The sequence below is a fragment of the Parabacteroides sp. KHUB-02 genome (genome assembly GCF_056640955.1).
The window spans coordinates 1,288,553-1,307,415 of sequence record NZ_JBWQEV010000001.1; the positions used below are offsets into that span (position 1 = coordinate 1,288,553).

Here is an 18,863-nt window from a genome sequence, read left to right on the forward strand (position 1 = left end):
TGGAAATCTTTGCCAGGCTGGTACTTAAATGGTTCGTCATATTGGCTGTTTTATATTTTGTACAATGTGCAGGTATCAATATATTTAGCATTGACGTTCGTATGGAAACAGCTGGAGGAATTTCTGTAATTAGAAATATTATAGGATTGCCACCAATTGTTCCCGTAATTTTTGCATTTTGCTTCATAGCATACTTATATGACGAAAATAAACAAAATGCTGCGTATGTGATTATATGTTTTGCTGTGCTATTTCTTTCTTTTACTAGAAACCTAATTGCAACAGCAGGTATTATTGTAATACTTACAATAATATTATACATCTGGAAATGGGGAATTCGCGATAAGTATAAGTTGCTCTTTTATGTTCTCATAGGTATTGCTTTTCTCACTATATTGTTTCCAAAAGCTCTAACGTTTTGGGGAAATCTTATAGATTCAACAATCAATTCTCAGTTAGTCAAAGAAGAAGGCACATACGCTTTCAGAGAGAGACTAATAGATAAAGCTGTAAATACCTTAGAACGCCATCAGTGCCTATGGACCGGATTAGGGTATATCCGAGATGCGCCCAAAGGGGAATATAGCTTTGTTCTGGGAACAGATACTTATGTGGCTCCCATTTTGTGGTGTGAAGGTGTGATTGGAATTGTGCTTCGTAGTCTCCCTTGTTTCTTTTTGCTTGCAAAAGCCTGGGGGTATTTTAGGAAATACCCTCAAGAGATAAAGGGACTACTTGCTCTAGTTGTAATCACATCAATTGTCTCACAAATGCCCAATTATGTACAGACATCCATATTTATCAAATTCAATTATACATTCGCTTTACTCTATATGATTTTTGTATATATATTAAAATCAGAGGAGGAGAAGTTGAACTGAACACTATATAGTCATTAGCTGGTCATGCTTAAAATTTCAGTAATTACAGTATCTTTCAATCAAGGCAGGTACATTCGCGACAATATAGAATCCATCTTGTCGCAAGATTATCCGGAGTTTGAACATATAATAATAGATGGAGGCTCCACTGACGATACAGTCAGTATCTTAAAGCAATATCCTCATTTGTTATGGACTTCAGAAAAAGACCGTGGACAGAGTGACGGTCTTAACAAGGGGTTCAGAAGAGCCACAGGCGATGTAATCGCTTGGATAAACAGCGATGATATGCTTGCACCCGGTGCGATGAAAGCACTGAATGAGTTCTTTACCGCAAATCCTGACAAATATGTGGTAACCGGCAACCAGATTCTAATCGATGGAGATGGTAATCAACTAAGTGTTGTAAAAGCCCAACCATTTACTGCCGACCATCTTCTTAACGGGGTTAAGACCTCTGTGATGCAAAATTCAACATTCTTCAGAAAAGAAGTTTTGGATACGGTCGGACATCTTGACGAATCATTCCATTATACCATGGATCATGAATTTTTTGTAAGGATATCGAAACAGTTTCAATCCTATACGCTCCCTGTTGATCTTGCTAAATTCAGGCTTTGGGAAGAAAGCAAGACTTGTTCTTCTCAAATAAAATTTTTCAAAGAATTGATTCGCGTGAAGAGATTACATGGTGCCCGATTATTTTCAAAAGGTAATGTGTGGGTTGCATGGCAATTCGTTAAGGAGCCATTCAAGCGCATAGGCTTTCTTAGAACGATGGTACGCAGAATAAAAGGTGTGAAATGAAAGGAACAATAATACAACTTCTGCCAAACATAGGTTTAGTTGGTGGCACAGCTGCCAAAGTAAGAATCCTCGCTCAGCAATCCGATTTCAGACAGGTCATATGTTATGCATACAATCCTAAAAATAGAATTTATCTACCCAAATGGGAGTGTATTGATAATGCGATTCTTGTTGAAAAATATAGCTTGTCAAATCCTTTGAAAAATGCGTTTCTACTGGTTAGACTATGTAATGAATATGACGCTACGGTCATTCATGCTTATTTCCCAATTGATTCTGTCTCATCGGCATTAGCGAAGATACTATATCCCAAGATAAGAATAGTGAGATCTTTTGAGGGGGCACTTCACTATTCAAAATGGAAAAGGATTCTCCAAAAATGCTCGTTTCTGTTCCATAACCATCATATAGCAATATCCAATTACATCAAGAATTTCTACCGTGGGATATTCGGCAAGTATCTCAAAAATATTCAGACAGTGTACAATTGTCCTGCATTCGAATCACATGATAATGTCTGTAAGCATAGTTCTGAACATCAATATCTACTTAGTATTGGGGGAATGAATCCGACAAAGAATACGGAGACAATGATAGAGGCAGTCAAACTACTAAAAGACAAAGGTGTCAATGTACAATATCACATACTCGGAGATGGACCTCTGAGACAAAAAATCGAAAGTATGATTTCTGAATACCATTTGGAGAATAATGTTTTTCTCCATGGATTCAGAAATGATGTCAAAGACTTCCTGAGCCAGTGTTCGGTATACGTGCATCCGGCCAATCTTGAAGGCTTCGGAATGGCAGTCGTCGAGGCTATGAGTTATAAATGCCCCATAATAGTATCTAACTCCTGCGCACTGCCTGAACTGATAGTCAACGGCGAAAGCGGTTTTGTTGTGTCTACATATGATGCACAGGCATGGTGTAATAAGATAGAGGAACTATTGTCTAATCAAAATAAGATGGATTATTTGGGAGATAATGCGCATGAAAGATTTTGCAGTTACTTTTCCACTGAGATTTATGTGAAAACACTCGATACCATCTATTCTAAACTTTCAAACATATGACAACACTGGAGTTAATAAAGTCGGATTTTAAAGCACGCGGCGTTAATCCCACATTACCAAGAATCATTATTTGTACATTATTTAGCTATAGCTATAAACCATTGATATACATAAGGTTATGCATGGGGGGTAAGTTTTGCCAATTAATACGCCCGATATTGCTCAGAAAACTAAAAAAACGCTACCACATTGAGCTTGGATGTCGTGAAATTGGGCCATATTTGAGACTGCCACATCCATATGGAATCATCATTGCAGCCAAAAGCATTGGTGAAAATGTGATGATAGGACAATATGTAACGCTTGGCGGCAATAATTGCAAAGAACGACAAGGCAGCAATGGTGAGCCTATCCATACACCTGTAATAGGAAATAACTGCCAGATTAGTACTGGCTCTGTGGTAGCAGGCCCCATCACTATCGGAAACAATGTAGTTATCGGAGCCAACAGCACTATTACAAAAGATATTCCCTCAGGCACTCTTTTATATAATTCCACAGGAGTTTCCCGGCATTCATACATTGTACCCGGATGGAAGGGGGCGTTTCATCCGGTTTAGTTGTCGGCACACAGTTAATAGTAATATCAGATAAAATGCGAGTATTGATATTCCATCCAGCCCTAGCACCATATAGGGTGGATTTCTTTAATGAACTAGGTAAGCGCATGAATCTTAGAGTTGTATTCATGACTAGAAATAACGCTAACCAAGCATTTAATCAGAATGAGTTGCTTAGAGATGCCACTTATTCATATGGCTATCTTGACCGCCATCACATAATCTTTAAAAGGAATATAAATTTCGGATATTCAGAGGAAATCAGGAATTTCAAGCCTGATATTGTAATTTGCAATGAGTTCGGAATATCACTTTGGGTAAGCTATCTTATCAAACTTAGCCAAGGCAAAAAATACAAACTCCTAACAATATGTGATGATAGTGAAGATGTGTTTAATAACAGGACAAGTTTAAGGAAAACAGTAACACAGTTCTTCACCAAGCATATCAATGAAATAATTTGCATAAATCCCAAAGTCGCTGAGTACTATAAGCTCATTGGTGCCAAGAAAACGTCCTTTTTTCCGATTATTTATAAAAATTCTCTTTTCTGCGAAAGATTGAAATCATCTATTCCTATAACCAATGATTATATCAAGCGGTTCAATCTGAAAGGTTGCAAATGCTTGTTATTTGTAGGAAGATTCACTGTAGTGAAAAACTTGGAACTTCTTATTAAAGCGTTTTCATTGGTTACTACAGAATCATCGCAGGAAATCAGACTAATATTGGTTGGTGATGGAGAATTAAAACAAAGTCTGATAAATCAGTCAAAAGAGTTGGAATTAGATAGTAAAGTTGTCTTCCCCGGCAGATATGAGGGTAATCAATTGCTCGCATGGTATAACCTGAAGGGCTCATGCGTGCTTATAAGCACGCATGAGCCCTTCGGCGCCGTGATCGCCGAAGCGCTCATGGCCGGTATGCCGGCTTTAGTGAGTGACAAGGTTGGAGCTAAATGCTTGATAACAGCTAATAATGGAATGATATGTCACTCAGATAATGTAGAAGATATAGCTGTAAAAATGAAGAAGATACTTGACCTTGTAGAGCCGGTGGATTGTGTGGAGAAGACGAATGATTCAATCATTCCATATGATTTTGATGCACTTATGGATGAACTCATAAAGAATTTGCAAGCATGATGACTGTGTTTCATATCATATCCCGGTTTGACATAGGCGGAGCCGAGAGAGTAGCCTTGAATATTTCTAAATCCAACTCTAAGAATATTGAATATCATTTGATTGAAATTGCGGCTGCCGATTCGAATTATACCGTCCAATTTATCAAAGAAGCGGAGGATAACGGTGTCACAGTGCATCGAGCTAAAGTTAGAAATACAAAACTGGCCATGCTTGCTTTTCCGTCAAGGCTTGCTGCTTTAATTCGGAAATTTCATCCATCAATCATTCATACGCATACTGAAGTTCCGGATTTATCTCTTTACTTATACAGTATATACTCGGGTAATCTTCTCAAAAATATAGGTATAGTCCGTACCATTCATAATAACCAATTGTGGAACAGATGGAAGTGGATTGGGAAGAAAGTCGAAAAATTTATGCAAAACAAAGCTTCCAACATCGCCATATCTGAATCAACTAGAGATTCATATAGTGATGAATATGGAAGTGTTTGTCAGATAATACACAATGGTGTAGAGACGACGACACAGAAACTGTTTCCCGAGCTTGTGAAAGGCAAATTAAATATCCTCTTTGCGGGAAGAATGGAATATCAAAAGGGAATAGACTCTCTGATTGATGTTGTGTCACATTATGGCAATGACACAAGATTTGTGTTTCACATCATTGGAAGTGGATCTGAAAAAGATAAGGTAACGCAAGCGTTATCGAAGTTTGATAATGTTGCTTTTAAAGACCGGATTCCATTATTGGCCTCTCAGCTTGGTAGCTTTGATTATTTATTTATGCCGTCGCTGTTTGAGGGGTTGGCTCTTACTCCTATGGAGGCTTCTATAGCCGGCACTCCAACGATAATAAATAATGCCAAAGGACTTTCTGAAACACTTCCACAGGATTGGCCATTAAAGGTAAATAATAATGATTTACGAGAATATATAAAAATATTTGAAAATCTTAGCAACTTAGATTATAAACTACTACAAAGCCTAGCGGAAAAATACACAATCCAACGGTTTTCATTATCTGAAATGCAGAACAATTACGAAAAATTGTATTATGAAATTTGCAGACAAGCTACCAATACTTAGAAACCTGATAATAGATACGCTTAATCCTCTGATTGGGAAAGAGTATGTCCTCGTGGATTGTCCATATCACTCCAATATTGGAGACCAACTTATTTGGGAAGGAGAAAAATCCTTTCTTAAAGAATACAATAGAAAGTGCCTGAGCTATTCCTCCCGGGACTTTTTTAATTTCCCTGAATTGGGGAGGGAGGTGACAATTTTGTTTCATGGTGGTGGCAACCTCGGCAACTTATATCGGGAACATTTTGATTTTCTATGTTCTATAATGGACCAATATTCCCGTAATCGAATTGTTATTTTCCCTCAGACAATATTCTATTCAAATCCTCATCTATGCTTGGAAGATGTGGCCCGGCTGAACAGACATGCCGATTTGCATTTTTGTATAAGGGATGAAAAGGGATTTCGGCAAATGAAGAAAATTGGATTGCGTAATGTTTATCTGCTACCTGACATGGCGTTTTGTATTCCCTTGCATCGGCTCAGTTGCGTCCTTGATATGCCGACTAAAGGATCACTTTACTTGAAGAGAGTTGACAAGGAACTATTAGCCGACACCGTTGATTTTAATGCCGATTATATAAAAGACTGGCCCACTTTTGAGGGTCGGCTATTTGATGGTATCTTTTTCGCTAAAGTACTTAACAAATTAGCGACTTTGAGAATACCGTTTAGCGTAGGAATATGGAATCGATATGCTGATACTGTATATCGAAAGAAGTTGATTGATATTGGTCGGGACTTTATAAATAGCTATGACCCTATTGTTTCCACAAGACTACATGCGATAATTCTTGCTTTAATGTGCGGAAAATCTGTAACAGCTGTAGATAATTCTTATGGTAAAATCTCAGAATTTGTGAAAACTTGGCTTAGTGATGTCGAGGAAATAACTATGATAAATAAATGAAATATGACAAGTTCAAAGTTAAAGCCTTCCATACTTTTCATAACCCCACTTCCGCCTCCGGTACATGGCTCCGCTATGATGAGTCAATACGTCAAGGATAGCAAGCTAATCAATAAGACATTCAATTGCGACTATGTGAATCTATCCACTTCACGACGGATGGATGAGATTGGAAAGAAGCCGCTCTTGAAAATGGTGCGCTTTATATGGGCTTATTGCATAGTCTTGGGGAAATTGATGTACCATCGTTACGATCTCTGCTATTTGGCCATAACCTGCCATGGTATCGGTTTTTTGAAAGATGCTCCGTTTGTACTGCTTTGCAAGTTGTTTCGGCGTAAGATTGTCATCCATCAGCACAATAAAGGGATGAGCAGAGATGTGGAAAGGTGGCCTTATCGATGGTTGATGCCATGGATATACCGGAATACAAAAGTAATATTACTTTCATGGCGTTTGTATCCTGACATAAAGAAGATTGTAGAAAAAGATCAGATACTGATTTGCTCGAACGGCATACCGGATACTTTACAAGAGGAGCTGGAAGCCAAGCGGAACAACCGAATTCCACATTTGCTTTTTCTCTCCAACCTGATGGTAAGCAAAGGAGTTATAGTGCTACTCGATGCGTTGGAAATTCTGAAAAATAAGGATTATTCGTTTATCTGCGATTTTGTGGGTGGTGAGACGGCAGAAATAGATGCGGCACGTTTCAAGGCGGAAGTGGAAAAACGAGGCTTGGATAAATTAGTGATTTATGCCGGTAAACAGTATGGCGCGGACAAGGAACACTTTTTCCAGCAAGCAGATGTATTTGTGCATCCTACAATGGATGATTGTTTTCCACTTGTTTTGTTAGAAGCAATGCAACATAGTCTTCCTATAGTCTCCACTGATGTGGGAGGAATAGCAGACATCATAGAAAACAAAGTTAATGGATACGTGTGCGAAACACTGGATGCCGATATTTTTGCTCAAAAACTATCAGAGTTGATAAATGATGAGCCATTACGCTTACGGATGGGAGAATCCGGTCATGAAAAATATAAACGTCAATATACCATTGAACAGTTTGAAGCGAATATAAAAGAAATCTTAACGGTATCCATGTAAAGGGTATCTATCCTCATTAAACTTTAACATGCAAACTTATTTCAATATCCACTACGAGTTCGACAAAGAACTCGTAAAGAATTGTATTGCCCAGCAAGTAAAAGAGAAAGGAGCAGACTATATCTGTGTCGCCGACGGTGTGGTACTGGATGTGGCAAATAGAAACTCAGAGTATTTGAAAGTAGTCAATGGAGGAATGTTCTCTATCTGCGACAGTAGTTATGTACCTCTCTATATTCACTGGATTTATGGAAAGCGATATGAACAATACTGCGGAAGCCAGATATTTATGGACATTATTTGCTGCAGGAAGTACCGAATGATTTTCATGGGAACATCACAGTCTACATTGAGGGGATTGAAACATAATCTTACAAAAGTAAATCCAGATGTGGCATGCATGAGATTTATGGAACTTCCTTATAGAGCAGTAGAGGATTTCGATTATGAGAGTATAGCCAAGGTGATAAAAGCGGATGGCGCTGATATCATTTGGGTAGCCTTGGGAGCCCCCAAGCAGGAATACTTTATGAATAAGCTGAAACCTCACCTAAAACGGGGAGTCATGATTGCCGTGGGAGCTGCTTTCAAGTTTTATAGCGGAACAGATGAAAAACGAGCACCGGAATGGATGCTGAAAGCACATATGGAATTTGTATACCGCATCTTCTGCGATCCGAGAAAGCAGTTGAAACGTTGTGGTTGGATTGCGGTAACATTGCCCAGATTACTTTGGGCGGAATGGAGAAGAAAAAAGAACAATAAGTCATAATAATAAAAATCATAATTAATGAAGACAGCTTTAATTACCGGTATCACCGGACAGGATGGATCATATCTTGCTGAATTTCTTTTAGAAAAAGAATATGACGTGCATGGTACTATACGTCGTTCATCGGTAGACTACCGTGAGCGTATCGCACATTTGGAAGGGCATCCTAACTTCCACCTCCACTATGCTGACCTAGGCGACTCGATGAGCATCTTACAGGTGGTGAAAAAAGTAAAGCCAAACGAAATATACAACCTCGCCGCACAGAGTCATGTGCAGGTGTCGTTTGACTCCCCGGAGTTTACCGCTGATGTCGATGCCACCGGCGTACTACGCATTTTAGAAGCTGTGCGCCAATGTGATCTGACTGATACCTGCCGTATCTATCAGGCTTCCACGTCAGAGCTATACGGCAAGGTGGAAGAAGTACCCCAGAATGAGAATACTCCTTTCCATCCCTACTCTCCCTATGCCGTAGCGAAACAGTATGGGTTCTGGATTACCAAAGAATACCGCGAAGCGTACAACATGTTCTGCTGTTCAGGTATTCTGTTCAACCACGAGTCGGAACGCCGCGGAGAAACGTTCGTTACCCGCAAGATAACCCTTGCCGCTGCGCGTATTGCCCAAGGCAAGCAGGATAAATTGTATTTAGGAAACTTGTCATCGCTCCGTGACTGGGGCTATGCCAAGGATTATGTGGAGTGCATGTGGCTGATCCTCCAAAACGACAAGCCGGAAGATTTTGTCATTGCCACCGGCGAGCAGCATTCGGTACGTGAGTTCTGCCAATTGGCTTTCCGTTATGCCGGAATCGAACTATGTTTCGAGGGTGAAGGTGAAAACGAAAAAGGCATCGACTGCAAGAGCGGTAAAGTACTTGTCGAGGTTTCTCCCGACTTCTACCGTCCGACCGATGTGGTAAATCTTTGGGGAGATCCATCGAAAGCGAAACGTGAACTGGGTTGGAATCCGCAGAAGACATCGTTCGAGCAACTTGTAAAAATCATGGTGGACGCCGATATGGCAAAAGTGGCCGTGGAGCGTGCATCGCAACAGGTAAGAACCAATCTTGCCGAATATCTGGAGAAAGGAATCGTGAAATAATCTAGAAAACAATGGAGAAGAACGCAAAAATCTATGTGGCAGGGCATCGCGGAATGGTAGGCTCTGCCATTGTACGGGAACTGCAACGCCAGGGATATACGAATATCATCACACACACGCACAAAGAATTGGACTTGACTCGCCAGGAAGCCGTGGAACGCTTCTTCGGCGAAGAAAAGCCCGAATATGTATTCCTCGCCGCAGCAAAGGTGGGCGGTATCATCGCCAACCAATCGGCATTGGCGGACTTCATGTACGAAAACATGATACTGGAGATGAATGTCATCCACTCGGCATGGCGCAATGGTTGCAGGAAGCTGGAGTTTCTCGGTTCATCGTGCATATACCCGCGTATGGCACCCCAGCCGATGCCTGAAAGCTGCCTGCTTACCTCCGAACTGGAAAAGACCAACGAGGCATACGCATTGGCAAAAATCTCTGGATTAAAATACTGCGAGTTTCTCAACCGCCAGTACGGCACGGACTATATCAGCGTGATGCCCACCAATCTCTATGGGCCGAATGACAACTACCACCCCGAGCACAGCCACGTGTTACCGGCGCTTATCCGCCGCTTTCATGAGGCGAAGGAAGCGGGCTTGAAAGAGGTGACCTGCTGGGGTGACGGTAGCCCGTTGCGAGAGTTTCTCTATGTGGATGATTTAGCCAATCTCTGCGTGTTCTTGATGAACAACTATTCGGGGTACGAGACAGTAAACGCCGGAACAGGAAAGGAACTGACCATAAAGGCACTGACAGAATTAGTGGCAAAGATAATCGGCTACACCGGCGGGATACGCTGGGACACCTCACGGCCGAACGGTACCCCCCGCAAGCTGCTTGACGTTTCGAAAGCGACTTCGCTCGGATGGACATACAAGACAGAACTGGAGGAAGGCATCCGTCTTTCCTACGAGGATTTCTTAAACAACCCGATGAGGGCGGAAAGATAACTTTCACAACATAATCATGCAAATCATACTCTTATCCGGCGGTTCTGGTAAAAGGCTGTGGCCGCTTTCAAACGAATCCCGCTCCAAACAATTCCTCAGACTGCTTCCTTACCCGGACGGAGGCAGGGAATCTATGGTACAGCGTGTCATACGACAGATCAAGGAATCGGGACTTTCCTGCCCGGTTACAATCGCTACAAGTGTATTCCAAAAGGATGCCATCACCAATCAGCTCGGTGAGGATGTGACTGTCGTCACCGAACCTAGCCGTAGGGACACCTTCCCCGCAATCTGTCTCGCTTCCGCCTATTTGGAGAAAACAGCGAAATGCGACAAGAATGAAACAGTCATTGTTATGCCATGTGACCCGTATACGGAAGAGCGTTATTTTCAAACTATAGCGGAAATGGCGGAAGCAGTGCAGAATAATGTGGCTGATCTTGTACTGATGGGCATAAAGCCCACCTATCCGTCCGCCAAATACGGTTATGTGATACCTCAAAAGCATCGCAAAACAGACGGAATATATGAAGTGGAGCGTTTTATGGAAAAGCCGGATGTCGCCACTGCTGAAAGATTTATTGCAGATGGCGCATTTTGGAACGGCGGCGTGTTCGCTTTCTGTCTCGGATATATGATTGACATCGTAAAGAGTTATCTCGCATACGATACTTTTGAGGAGGTACGCCTCCGATATGAGGAACTGCCAAAGATCAGCTTTGACTACGAGGTGGTGGAGAAAGCGAAGTCTCTGGCTGTCGTTCCATACGACGGGGAATGGAAAGATCTCGGCACATGGAACGTGCTTACCGATGAACTGAAAGAGCGTTGCATCGGTAACGTGGTGATGGACGAGAAATCTGAAAACACCCATGTGATCAACGAATTGGAAATACCTGTCATGTGCATCGGTGCCAAAGACATGGTAATAGCCGCTTCATGCGATGGCATCCTGGTTTCAGAGAAAGGCAGGAGCGAGCACATCAAGACATATGCGGACCGCTTGCAATGCCGCCCGATGTACGAGGAGCGTCGCTGGGGAGAATATAAGGTTATCGATACGGTGAGTTTTCCTGACGGATATGAGACCCTTACCAGGCAGTTAAAGATAAAAGCCGGTAAGAGCATAAGCTATCAGGCTCACCGCTATCGCGATGAAGTCTGGACATTCATTGATGGCGAGGGTATGCTGGCTCTTGATGGGAAAATGACTAGAATCGGCCGTGGAGACACCGTCTGTATCAGGAAGGGCATGAGACATGCCGTCAAGGCCATGACCGATCTGCTCTTTATTGAGGTACAGTCAGGAGATCTGCTCGTGGAGGAGGATGTCGAAAGGTTCGATTGGAACTGGAAATCATAAAAAAAGGAATCAATAGGTCATGATGAAAAAATGGTATGCCCTGAAGGTTTTCTATAACCGTTTTTCGGAAATCAAGGCCACATTGTCACGTGACGGGATTGAGAGTTATATCCCGATGAAAACCAGAAGCTATCCGCAACCGGATGGGGAAGTCGTGATCAGGCGGGTTCCGCTTGTCGCCATGTTGATGTTCCTGCGTTGCGATGATGACTATATCTCTTCCTTGAATTCGATTCTCGATGAGAAAGCCATGGTGTATCATCGTCCCGGTACCCAGATTCCAGCTTCCATTCCGGATGAAGAGATGGACATGTTCATCATGCTCACTTCTTCCATGGAGGACGGTTTCGAACAGATACCGTATGATGATAATCTCGTGAAGAACGCCGAAAAATACCGGGTGACAGGTGGGGAATATGCCGGAGTAGTGGGATATTACAGACGTATCAAAAAGAACAAGCGGCTGGTTATTCCTTTTGAAGGCTTGCTGATATTGGTCGCCACCAATTATATTCCCAAATGTTATTTACAGGAAATAGTATAGTGATAACCTGTGCAAGCAGATATAGAGTCTAATTTTATGAGTAAACACGCATAAAATCAGAATTCGGATATGTACATAACTGCCAGCAATTCCAGACACCTTTAAAAGATGTTGTTACCAAGTTTCGCAGACATGGAAATGAAATCGTCACTGCATATTCCTTTAAAGGAAGGCAGCTTGAATATATGAGGTATGGCTACAATTCAAATAACCTTTATACCCCAACCGAGAAACATAAAATACTTCTTGATTGGGGTCATTTTTTATATAATTTCCGGTCGTGTAATCGCCGGTAGAAGCAATATACAGGGATTTCGAATACGCCTTTTTCGGTAACTACAAATTGATTATGCGATTTCCCTAACTTAATCCCTCAACCTCCCTCTCTTGAATTTTTCCAATCCTCTCTCCCAAATATTTTTTATTTTTCCCTTCGGAATTTTTCTTTAATCCAAAAAATATTCTTACCTTTGTTCTAAGAAGAGTTATACTCATGAGTATGAGGCTGTAAAATATTGAAATTAGCACAATCTCTAAATCGTTACCTTAGACTTTTCAGAACTTCCATAAGCGTTTGTCTTTCAAATTAATCCATCAAATTGATAAGAATTTAAAGTAAACTATGCCTGAATCAGTATCTGCCATAGAGGCGCAAGCTGAGTACTCGAAGAAAAATGAATAAAAATCAAACCGTGATTATCAAATTAAAAGATATAGCTTGGCGTTCCGCCATGGTGGTCGATGGGTATGATCTGGATCGTATTCGTCAAGATGCGTGCGGTGCTTGGATCGCCTATGAGGATTATAATAACCGGGATAGTATGTTCGGTTGGGAGATCGACCATATTTATCCGGTTTCGAGGTTGAGATGCTTGGGCGTACCGGAAGTCTTATGGGATAACCCTTTGAATATACGGGCCTTGCATTGGCGTAATAATGTAAGCAAAGGCAATGAATACCCTATATATACCTCGGTCGTGACGGATGAGGGTGCGACCAACGTGAGCTGTGAGTTCTGCTATCTGGTGAACGAGGCGTTGCAAGATAAGCTTCGTTCGTTGTTCAAGATCGACAAATAATTTAATCCATTTATATGAATATCGCTATTGTGGGTACAGGCTATGTAGGGCTTGTATCGGGAGCTTGTTTCTCCGAGATGGGGATCAGTGTCACTTGTGTGGACATTGACGAGAGTAAGATAAAACGCTTGTTGGACGGTAAGATGCCAATCTACGAGCCGGGTCTGGATGATCTGGTCGCACGTAACGTGAAGGCCGGTCGTCTCCGTTTCACGACGGAGTTGACCTCCTGTCTGGATGATGTGGAAATCGTTTTTAGTGCGGTAGGCACCCCTCCGGATGAGGATGGTAGTGCGGACTTGAAATATGTGCTGGAAGTGGCCCGCACGGTAGGCCGTAACATCAAGAAGCACGTAGTTTTGGTGACCAAGAGCACGGTCCCGGTCGGTACGGCGATAAAGGTTCGTGCCGCCGTGCAGGAGGAGTTGGATAAAAGAGGCGTAAACATTGAGTTCGATGTAGCCTCGAATCCGGAATTTTTGAAGGAAGGAGCCGCTATCAAGGATTTCATGGCTCCTGATCGTGTGGTTGTCGGAGTGGAAAGCGACCGTGCCCGTAAGTTGATGGAGAGATTATATCGTCCGTTCACCTTGAACGGCTATCCGATCCTGATGATGGATGTCCCTTCCGCTGAGATGACGAAATACGCCGCCAACGCCATGCTGGCTACCCGTATCAGTTTCATGAATGATATCGCCAACCTTTGCGAGCGTGTGGGAGCCAACGTGGATAATGTCCGTAAGGGCATGGGAGCGGATTCCCGTATTGGCAGCCGCTTCTTGTACGCCGGTTGCGGTTATGGAGGCTCTTGTTTCCCGAAAGACGTGAAGGCGTTGTTGCATACGGGAGTAGAGAACGATTATCACATGCGTGTGATCGAGGCTGTCGAGGCGGTGAACGAGGAACAGAAGAATATCGTTTTTGATAAGTTGAGCCGTGCGTTCCATGGAGACTTACAAGGTAAAACGATCGCTATGTGGGGCTTGTCTTTCAAGCCCGAGACAGATGATATGCGTGAGGCCCCAGCTTTGGTCGTGATAGACAAGTTGCTGAAAGCCGGAGCGATTATCAATGTATTCGATCCGATCGCCATGGCTGAGACCAAGCGCCGTATCGGTGACGTGGTTACGTATTGCAAGGATATGTACGAGGCTGTGATCGACGCTGACGCTATCGCCTTGCTGACGGAATGGAAACAGTTCCGCATACCCAGCTGGGCGATCATCCATAAGGCGATGCGGAATCATATAGTCGTGGATGGCCGTAATATCTATGACGGTGAGGAATTGAAGGAATTAGGTTTCACGTACTCAAGGATCGGACAAAGATGAAAAAAATATTGGTTACAGGCGGGGCCGGTTTTATCGGCTCTCATCTATGCGATCGTTTGCTGAGGGAGGAAAATGACGTGATCTGTCTGGACAATTATTTCACGGGCAGTAAGGACAATATCCGTCATTTATTGGGCAACGACCATTTCGAGTTGGTTCGTCATGACGTGATCAATCCGTATCATGCGGAGGTGGACGAGATCTATAACTTGGCGTGTCCCGCCTCTCCCCCTCACTATCAATATAATCCCATCAAGACGATCAAGACTTCCGTGATGGGAGCGATCAATATGTTGGGCTTGGCAAAACGTACGAGAGCGAAGATCTTGCAAGCCTCCACGAGTGAGGTCTATGGCGATCCGGCCATTCATCCGCAGGTGGAAAGCTATTGGGGCAACGTGAACCCGATCGGTATCCGCAGCTGCTACGATGAGGGTAAGCGTTGCGCCGAGACGTTGTTTATGGACTACCGTCGTCAGAACGGTGTCCGTATCAAGATCATCCGCATTTTTAATACCTACGGCCCGCGAATGAACCCGAACGACGGTCGTGTGGTCTCCAACTTCATCGTACAGGCCTTGAAAGGCGAGGATATCACGATCTATGGTGACGGCACCCAAACCCGTAGTTTCCAATATGTGGACGATCTGATAGAGGCGATGATTCGCATGATGGCTACGGGAGACGATTTCATCGGTCCTGTGAACACAGGGAATCCGGGAGAGTTCACGATGCTGGAGCTGGCGCAAAAGATAATCGAGTTGACAAATTCTAAATCGAGGATCGTCTATCGTACCTTGCCTTGCGATGATCCGAGGCAACGTAAGCCGAATATCACGTTGGCAAAGGAAAAGCTGGATTGGGAACCGGGAATCCGGTTGGAAGAGGGATTGAAGAGGACGATCGCTTATTTTGAGGAGAAATGTTTGTGATAAAAGAATGAATTGTCTATATTTGCCAATGAAGTGAGCGTATAGAAATCCTTCTTTTGTAAAAACTGTGTTTAGATGGACAATAAAGTGACTTATTGGATTGAAATGTCAGATTATGACCTAGAGACAGCAAATGCGATGTTGCTTACGGGTCGTTATCTTTATGTGGGGTTTATGTGCCATCAGACAATGGAGAAGATATTGAAGGCTTATTGGACTAATTGCTTGACCGAAATTCCGTTGAAGACGCATGCCTTATCTCGATTGGCAGAAAGGACAGGGCTAGATCAAGAGCTTTCGGAAGAGCAACTTGATTTTATAGATCAGCTTGAACCGTTGAATATAGAGGCTCGTTATCCTTCTTATAAAGAGAGACTGATGAAGAGTCTGACAAAGGAGTATTGTACGAGAATATTAGAACAGACCAAGGAGCTTCAGTTATGGATAAAGAACAAGCTATAAGTCTTGCCCGGAAATATAAGGAAATGGTAGCGGAAAGGTTGCCGTTAAAAGCGTTGTATCTTTATGGTTCTTATAGTAAGGGTAATTATTCGGAAGATAGCGATATCGATATCGCTGTGGTGGTAGAGCGTATGGATGATAATTATTTTGCGGATACCCCTTTATTGTGGAAACTGCGCCGTAAGATAAGTACGCTTATCGAGCCGGTCTTGCTTACGGAGGATATGGATAATCCTCTTTATTGTGATATTACAAAAACGGGTATTCTTATTTAGCGCATAAATACTCGTTTTGCATCCCATTTTTGACATTCTATAAATAGAATACCTTTCTACCTAGGCGTAGTCTTTTTTACATTTATTTTATATGCGTGAATCTTTTAGCCGTCAGGCCGTCAAGGGCGTGATGTGGAGTGCTGTTGAGCGTTTTTCCGTTCAAGGGATCCAGTTTGCGCTGAGCATTGTCATCGCCCGTTTGGTATTGCCATCGGAGTACGGCTTAATCGCCATGCTGGGTATCTTCTTAGCGATCGCCCAGGCTTTCGTGGATAGTGGTTTCTCAAACGCCTTGATCCAGAAGAAGGACCGGACGGAGGTGGATTATTCCACGGTGTTCTATTTCAATATCCTTATCGCCTTGGTTGTCTATGGGGTATTGTTTGTTAGCGCACCTGCCATTGCCTCGTTTTATAGGGAGCCGGAATTGGTGGCTGTGACGAGGTGGGTGGGTGTGAATCTTATGCTGAATGCGTTTTTGTTGGTTCAACGTACCCGGCTACTTATTGTCTCCGATTTCCGAACATTGGCGAAAGCCTCTCTGATCGCTGTTAGTGTCAGTGGATTGCTGGGTATTTGCTTGGCTTGGTTGGGTTATGGAGTATGGGCGTTGATTGCGCAATCATTGGGCAATACTTTTTTTAATATGGTGTTGCTTTGGTGGTTTGTGGCGTGGGTGCCTCAAAAAACCTTTTCCTGGGCCTCGTTTCGGGAATTGTTTGCTTTCGGATCCAAATTGTTGTTAGGGGGATTGCTGCATACGATTTACCTGAATTTCTATACATTGGTTATCGGGCGTTTTTTCAATCCGATGCAGGTGGGTTATTTTAACCGTTCCCAAACCTTGGCCGTATTTCCGGCGACGAACTTGACTGAGATCGTGAATCGTACCATGTATCCGACTTTATGTGCATTACAGAATGATGAGGAGAGGTTGATTCGTACTTTTTTCAATTATCTTCGTTTTACGTTGTTTATTATATTTCCGTTGATGATAGGACTGGCGGTCATGTCGGAAACCTTGGTGGAGCTTTTACTTTCAGAAAAGTGGTTGCCTGCCGCACCCTTTATGTCCATTCTTTGTATAGCCTATATGTGGTATCCTTTCATGGTGTTTAATTGGCAGTTGCTGAACGTGAAGGGTCGCAGCGATCTTTCCTTGAGGGCGGAGATCATTAAGAAAATAGGGGCATTCTCGATTCTTTTAGTCTCTATTCCTTGGGGTATGAATGCCATTTGCTGGGGGCTATTGGCTTACAGTTTGTTCGACATGTTTACCATTTCCTTTTTTGTGAGAAGAATTTATCAGTTTGATCTGAGAAGAGAGATTATGGAGACTTTTCCCATAGGGGTAAGTTCCCTGTTGATGGGATTACTTATGTACGTTTCCTTACGTTTAACTTCAGTCTTAGTGTTGCGATTATTGTTAGGAATCGTGGTGGAAACGCTTTCTTATTCTTTTTTCTGTTACATTTTTAAATTGAGAGAGTTTGGGTTTATAAAACAAATTATTAGAAGAGTATGATACATATAGCATGTTGTACGGATGACACATATGCGGAGCATTGCGGCATATTGATGATTTCCATCTGTGAGAATAAAGGGGAAAGCCCGATCCATTTTCATATATTGACCAATACGATTCAGGAATCTAATGAACAGGCCTTGCGGGGTATTGTGGAGCGGTATGGACAGACCATAAGCGTGTATAAAGTTGATGAGAACGACTTGAAGGATTGTCCGATCCGGAAAAATGATCGTGTAAGTATTGTCGCTTATTTTAGAATACTTTTATCTGTGATTCTCCCGGAGTTGGTTCGTAAAGTTTTGTATTTGGATTGTGATATACTAGTGCTTCAAGCGTTGGAGAATCTATGGGCTATTGATATAGAGGGATATTCCGCTGGAGTTGTAATGGACCAGCGAGGAGGTGATATTCGTTTTTGTAATAATTTGGATTATGAGATGTCTTTGGGGTACTTTAACTCTGGTGTTATGCTTTTTAATTTGGATTATTGGAGGGAAAATAATGTAACATCAAAGGTCTTAGAATATATAAGTGATAATCCTGAAAAACTAAAACTTTGGGATCAAGATGCCTTGAATTATGTGTTAAGAGAAACAAAATTAGCTTTGCCATTTCAATACAATGTACAAGAGGGATTTTATTGGGATGAACTATGGATTGCTAAAAAATATTGGGCGGAGATATATGAGGCGGCAGAGAATCCAGTAATCCTTCATTATACACTTTGTAAGCCTTGGTTTAAAGAATGTACACACCCTAAAAAAGAATTATATCAAAAATATAAATCTTTGAGTCCGTGGAAAAATAAGAAGATGCAACATGTCGAATTTAGAAAGAGAATGAAAAATGTAGGCATAAATTTATTAGTTAAATTAGGCTTAATTGCTAATCGGTTAAATTACAGATAGTATTAATTGTATACAAAGATTTATAA

At 42.3% G+C, this 18,863-nt stretch carries 21 protein-coding genes; 20 read left to right on the top strand and 1 reads right to left on the bottom strand.

Features of this window, described 5'->3' with window-relative positions; all coding sequences use genetic code 11:
- The first annotated feature begins 101 nt into the window (after window positions 1–101).
- The 13 genes from ACYIA1_RS05600 (at window position 102) to ACYIA1_RS05660 (ending at window position 12,322) form a co-directional block, all read left to right on the top strand.
- On the top strand, window positions 102–881 hold the full coding sequence (locus tag ACYIA1_RS05600; protein WP_259012360.1) for an O-antigen ligase family protein: 780 nt from the start codon (window positions 102–104) through the stop codon (window positions 879–881).
- Window positions 882–905: 24 nt separating this feature from the next.
- A complete protein-coding gene (locus tag ACYIA1_RS05605) occupies window positions 906–1,688 on the top strand; it encodes a glycosyltransferase family 2 protein (protein WP_259012365.1) in 783 nt (260 codons plus the stop codon).
- On the top strand, window positions 1,685–2,764 hold the full coding sequence (locus ACYIA1_RS05610; protein ID WP_259012366.1) for a glycosyltransferase family 4 protein: 1,080 nt from the start codon (window positions 1,685–1,687) through the stop codon (window positions 2,762–2,764). Before ACYIA1_RS05605 ends, ACYIA1_RS05610 begins: the two co-directional genes overlap by 4 nt.
- Window positions 2,761–3,324, top strand: a complete 564-nt coding sequence (locus ACYIA1_RS05615; RefSeq protein ID WP_480334649.1) for an LbetaH domain-containing protein — start codon at window positions 2,761–2,763, stop codon at window positions 3,322–3,324. The genes ACYIA1_RS05610 and ACYIA1_RS05615 overlap by 4 nt, the downstream gene beginning before the upstream one ends.
- Window positions 3,297–4,469 (top strand): glycosyltransferase family 4 protein, encoded by a 1,173-nt coding sequence (locus ACYIA1_RS05620; protein ID WP_302437546.1) that lies wholly within the window; start codon window positions 3,297–3,299, stop codon window positions 4,467–4,469. Before ACYIA1_RS05615 ends, ACYIA1_RS05620 begins: the two co-directional genes overlap by 28 nt.
- Complete coding sequence (locus ACYIA1_RS05625) at window positions 4,466–5,560, top strand: glycosyltransferase family 4 protein (protein WP_259012369.1); 1,095 nt, start codon at window positions 4,466–4,468, stop codon at window positions 5,558–5,560. The genes ACYIA1_RS05620 and ACYIA1_RS05625 overlap by 4 nt, the downstream gene beginning before the upstream one ends.
- Window positions 5,529–6,470, top strand: a complete 942-nt coding sequence (locus ACYIA1_RS05630; RefSeq protein ID WP_259012371.1) for a polysaccharide pyruvyl transferase family protein — start codon at window positions 5,529–5,531, stop codon at window positions 6,468–6,470. The genes ACYIA1_RS05625 and ACYIA1_RS05630 overlap by 32 nt, the downstream gene beginning before the upstream one ends.
- Before the next feature lie 159 nt (window positions 6,471–6,629).
- Window positions 6,630–7,583: a glycosyltransferase family 4 protein gene (locus tag ACYIA1_RS05635; RefSeq protein ID WP_259012372.1), complete on the top strand. Its 954-nt coding sequence runs from the start codon at window positions 6,630–6,632 to the stop codon at window positions 7,581–7,583.
- 28 nt (window positions 7,584–7,611) lie between these two features.
- Window positions 7,612–8,355 (top strand): WecB/TagA/CpsF family glycosyltransferase, encoded by a 744-nt coding sequence (locus ACYIA1_RS05640; RefSeq protein WP_259012373.1) that lies wholly within the window; start codon window positions 7,612–7,614, stop codon window positions 8,353–8,355.
- An 18-nt stretch (window positions 8,356–8,373) separates the two neighbouring features.
- Complete coding sequence (gene gmd / locus ACYIA1_RS05645; RefSeq protein WP_259012378.1) at window positions 8,374–9,462, top strand: GDP-mannose 4,6-dehydratase; 1,089 nt, start codon at window positions 8,374–8,376, stop codon at window positions 9,460–9,462.
- 11 nt (window positions 9,463–9,473) lie between these two features.
- Complete coding sequence (locus ACYIA1_RS05650; protein WP_259012379.1) at window positions 9,474–10,415, top strand: GDP-L-fucose synthase family protein; 942 nt, start codon at window positions 9,474–9,476, stop codon at window positions 10,413–10,415.
- A 16-nt stretch (window positions 10,416–10,431) separates the two neighbouring features.
- On the top strand, window positions 10,432–11,778 hold the full coding sequence (locus tag ACYIA1_RS05655) for a sugar phosphate nucleotidyltransferase (RefSeq protein WP_259012385.1): 1,347 nt from the start codon (window positions 10,432–10,434) through the stop codon (window positions 11,776–11,778).
- A gap of 19 nt (window positions 11,779–11,797) precedes the next feature.
- Window positions 11,798–12,322, top strand: coding sequence for a UpxY family transcription antiterminator (locus tag ACYIA1_RS05660; RefSeq protein WP_004320758.1), 525 nt, complete (start codon window positions 11,798–11,800; stop codon window positions 12,320–12,322).
- Between the two features lie 360 nt (window positions 12,323–12,682).
- On the opposite strand, the gene ACYIA1_RS05665 is transcribed toward ACYIA1_RS05660, so the two are convergent.
- Window positions 12,683–12,817 (bottom strand): hypothetical protein, encoded by a 135-nt coding sequence (locus ACYIA1_RS05665; protein ID WP_259012395.1) that lies wholly within the window; start codon window positions 12,815–12,817, stop codon window positions 12,683–12,685.
- 197 nt (window positions 12,818–13,014) lie between these two features.
- Here ACYIA1_RS05665 and ACYIA1_RS05670 point away from each other — a divergent pair, with 197 nt between their 5' ends.
- From ACYIA1_RS05670 to ACYIA1_RS05700, 7 genes are all read left to right on the top strand, one after another.
- Window positions 13,015–13,401, top strand: a complete 387-nt coding sequence (locus tag ACYIA1_RS05670) for a hypothetical protein (RefSeq protein WP_232428590.1) — start codon at window positions 13,015–13,017, stop codon at window positions 13,399–13,401.
- Between the two features lie 14 nt (window positions 13,402–13,415).
- Window positions 13,416–14,732, top strand: a complete 1,317-nt coding sequence (locus tag ACYIA1_RS05675; RefSeq protein ID WP_036614948.1) for a UDP-glucose dehydrogenase family protein — start codon at window positions 13,416–13,418, stop codon at window positions 14,730–14,732.
- Window positions 14,729–15,664, top strand: a complete 936-nt coding sequence (locus ACYIA1_RS05680; protein ID WP_480334655.1) for a UDP-glucuronic acid decarboxylase family protein — start codon at window positions 14,729–14,731, stop codon at window positions 15,662–15,664. The genes ACYIA1_RS05675 and ACYIA1_RS05680 overlap by 4 nt, the downstream gene beginning before the upstream one ends.
- A gap of 75 nt (window positions 15,665–15,739) precedes the next feature.
- Window positions 15,740–16,126 carry a HEPN domain-containing protein gene (locus tag ACYIA1_RS05685; RefSeq protein ID WP_036614952.1) on the top strand — a complete coding sequence of 129 codons (387 nt, stop codon included), beginning with the start codon at window positions 15,740–15,742 and terminating at the stop codon, window positions 16,124–16,126.
- Complete coding sequence (locus ACYIA1_RS05690; protein ID WP_036614956.1) at window positions 16,105–16,401, top strand: nucleotidyltransferase domain-containing protein; 297 nt, start codon at window positions 16,105–16,107, stop codon at window positions 16,399–16,401. The genes ACYIA1_RS05685 and ACYIA1_RS05690 overlap by 22 nt, the downstream gene beginning before the upstream one ends.
- A gap of 91 nt (window positions 16,402–16,492) precedes the next feature.
- Entirely contained in the window at window positions 16,493–17,926 is a 1,434-nt protein-coding gene (locus ACYIA1_RS05695; RefSeq protein WP_480334658.1) for a lipopolysaccharide biosynthesis protein, read from the top strand.
- Window positions 17,923–18,837, top strand: a complete 915-nt coding sequence (locus tag ACYIA1_RS05700; protein ID WP_051635696.1) for a glycosyltransferase family 8 protein — start codon at window positions 17,923–17,925, stop codon at window positions 18,835–18,837. The genes ACYIA1_RS05695 and ACYIA1_RS05700 overlap by 4 nt, the downstream gene beginning before the upstream one ends.
- Window positions 18,838–18,863 lie beyond the last annotated feature (26 nt).

What these genes read in the sequence shown, in the direction of transcription:
- ACYIA1_RS05600 (WP_259012360.1), top strand. Translation starts at nt 102, where the DNA reads ATGGAAACAGCTGGAGGAATTTCTGTAATTAGAAATATTATAGGATTG.
- ACYIA1_RS05605 (WP_259012365.1), top strand. Translation starts at nt 906, where the DNA reads ATGCTTAAAATTTCAGTAATTACAGTATCTTTCAATCAAGGCAGGTAC.
- ACYIA1_RS05610 (WP_259012366.1), top strand. Translation starts at nt 1,685, where the DNA reads ATGAAAGGAACAATAATACAACTTCTGCCAAACATAGGTTTAGTTGGT.
- ACYIA1_RS05615 (WP_480334649.1), top strand. Translation starts at nt 2,761, where the DNA reads ATGACAACACTGGAGTTAATAAAGTCGGATTTTAAAGCACGCGGCGTT.
- ACYIA1_RS05620 (WP_302437546.1), top strand. Translation starts at nt 3,297, where the DNA reads ATGGAAGGGGGCGTTTCATCCGGTTTAGTTGTCGGCACACAGTTAATA.
- ACYIA1_RS05625 (WP_259012369.1), top strand. Translation starts at nt 4,466, where the DNA reads ATGATGACTGTGTTTCATATCATATCCCGGTTTGACATAGGCGGAGCC.
- ACYIA1_RS05630 (WP_259012371.1), top strand. Translation starts at nt 5,529, where the DNA reads ATGAAATTTGCAGACAAGCTACCAATACTTAGAAACCTGATAATAGAT.
- ACYIA1_RS05635 (WP_259012372.1), top strand. Translation starts at nt 6,630, where the DNA reads ATGGATGAGATTGGAAAGAAGCCGCTCTTGAAAATGGTGCGCTTTATA.
- ACYIA1_RS05640 (WP_259012373.1), top strand. Translation starts at nt 7,612, where the DNA reads ATGCAAACTTATTTCAATATCCACTACGAGTTCGACAAAGAACTCGTA.
- gmd (WP_259012378.1), top strand. Translation starts at nt 8,374, where the DNA reads ATGAAGACAGCTTTAATTACCGGTATCACCGGACAGGATGGATCATAT.
- ACYIA1_RS05650 (WP_259012379.1), top strand. Translation starts at nt 9,474, where the DNA reads ATGGAGAAGAACGCAAAAATCTATGTGGCAGGGCATCGCGGAATGGTA.
- ACYIA1_RS05655 (WP_259012385.1), top strand. Translation starts at nt 10,432, where the DNA reads ATGCAAATCATACTCTTATCCGGCGGTTCTGGTAAAAGGCTGTGGCCG.
- ACYIA1_RS05660 (WP_004320758.1), top strand. Translation starts at nt 11,798, where the DNA reads ATGATGAAAAAATGGTATGCCCTGAAGGTTTTCTATAACCGTTTTTCG.
- ACYIA1_RS05665 (WP_259012395.1), bottom strand. Translation starts at nt 12,817, where the DNA reads ATGAGTATAACTCTTCTTAGAACAAAGGTAAGAATATTTTTTGGATTA.
- ACYIA1_RS05675 (WP_036614948.1), top strand. Translation starts at nt 13,416, where the DNA reads ATGAATATCGCTATTGTGGGTACAGGCTATGTAGGGCTTGTATCGGGA.
- ACYIA1_RS05680 (WP_480334655.1), top strand. Translation starts at nt 14,729, where the DNA reads ATGAAAAAAATATTGGTTACAGGCGGGGCCGGTTTTATCGGCTCTCAT.
- ACYIA1_RS05685 (WP_036614952.1), top strand. Translation starts at nt 15,740, where the DNA reads ATGGACAATAAAGTGACTTATTGGATTGAAATGTCAGATTATGACCTA.
- ACYIA1_RS05690 (WP_036614956.1), top strand. Translation starts at nt 16,105, where the DNA reads ATGGATAAAGAACAAGCTATAAGTCTTGCCCGGAAATATAAGGAAATG.
- ACYIA1_RS05695 (WP_480334658.1), top strand. Translation starts at nt 16,493, where the DNA reads ATGCGTGAATCTTTTAGCCGTCAGGCCGTCAAGGGCGTGATGTGGAGT.
- ACYIA1_RS05700 (WP_051635696.1), top strand. Translation starts at nt 17,923, where the DNA reads ATGATACATATAGCATGTTGTACGGATGACACATATGCGGAGCATTGC.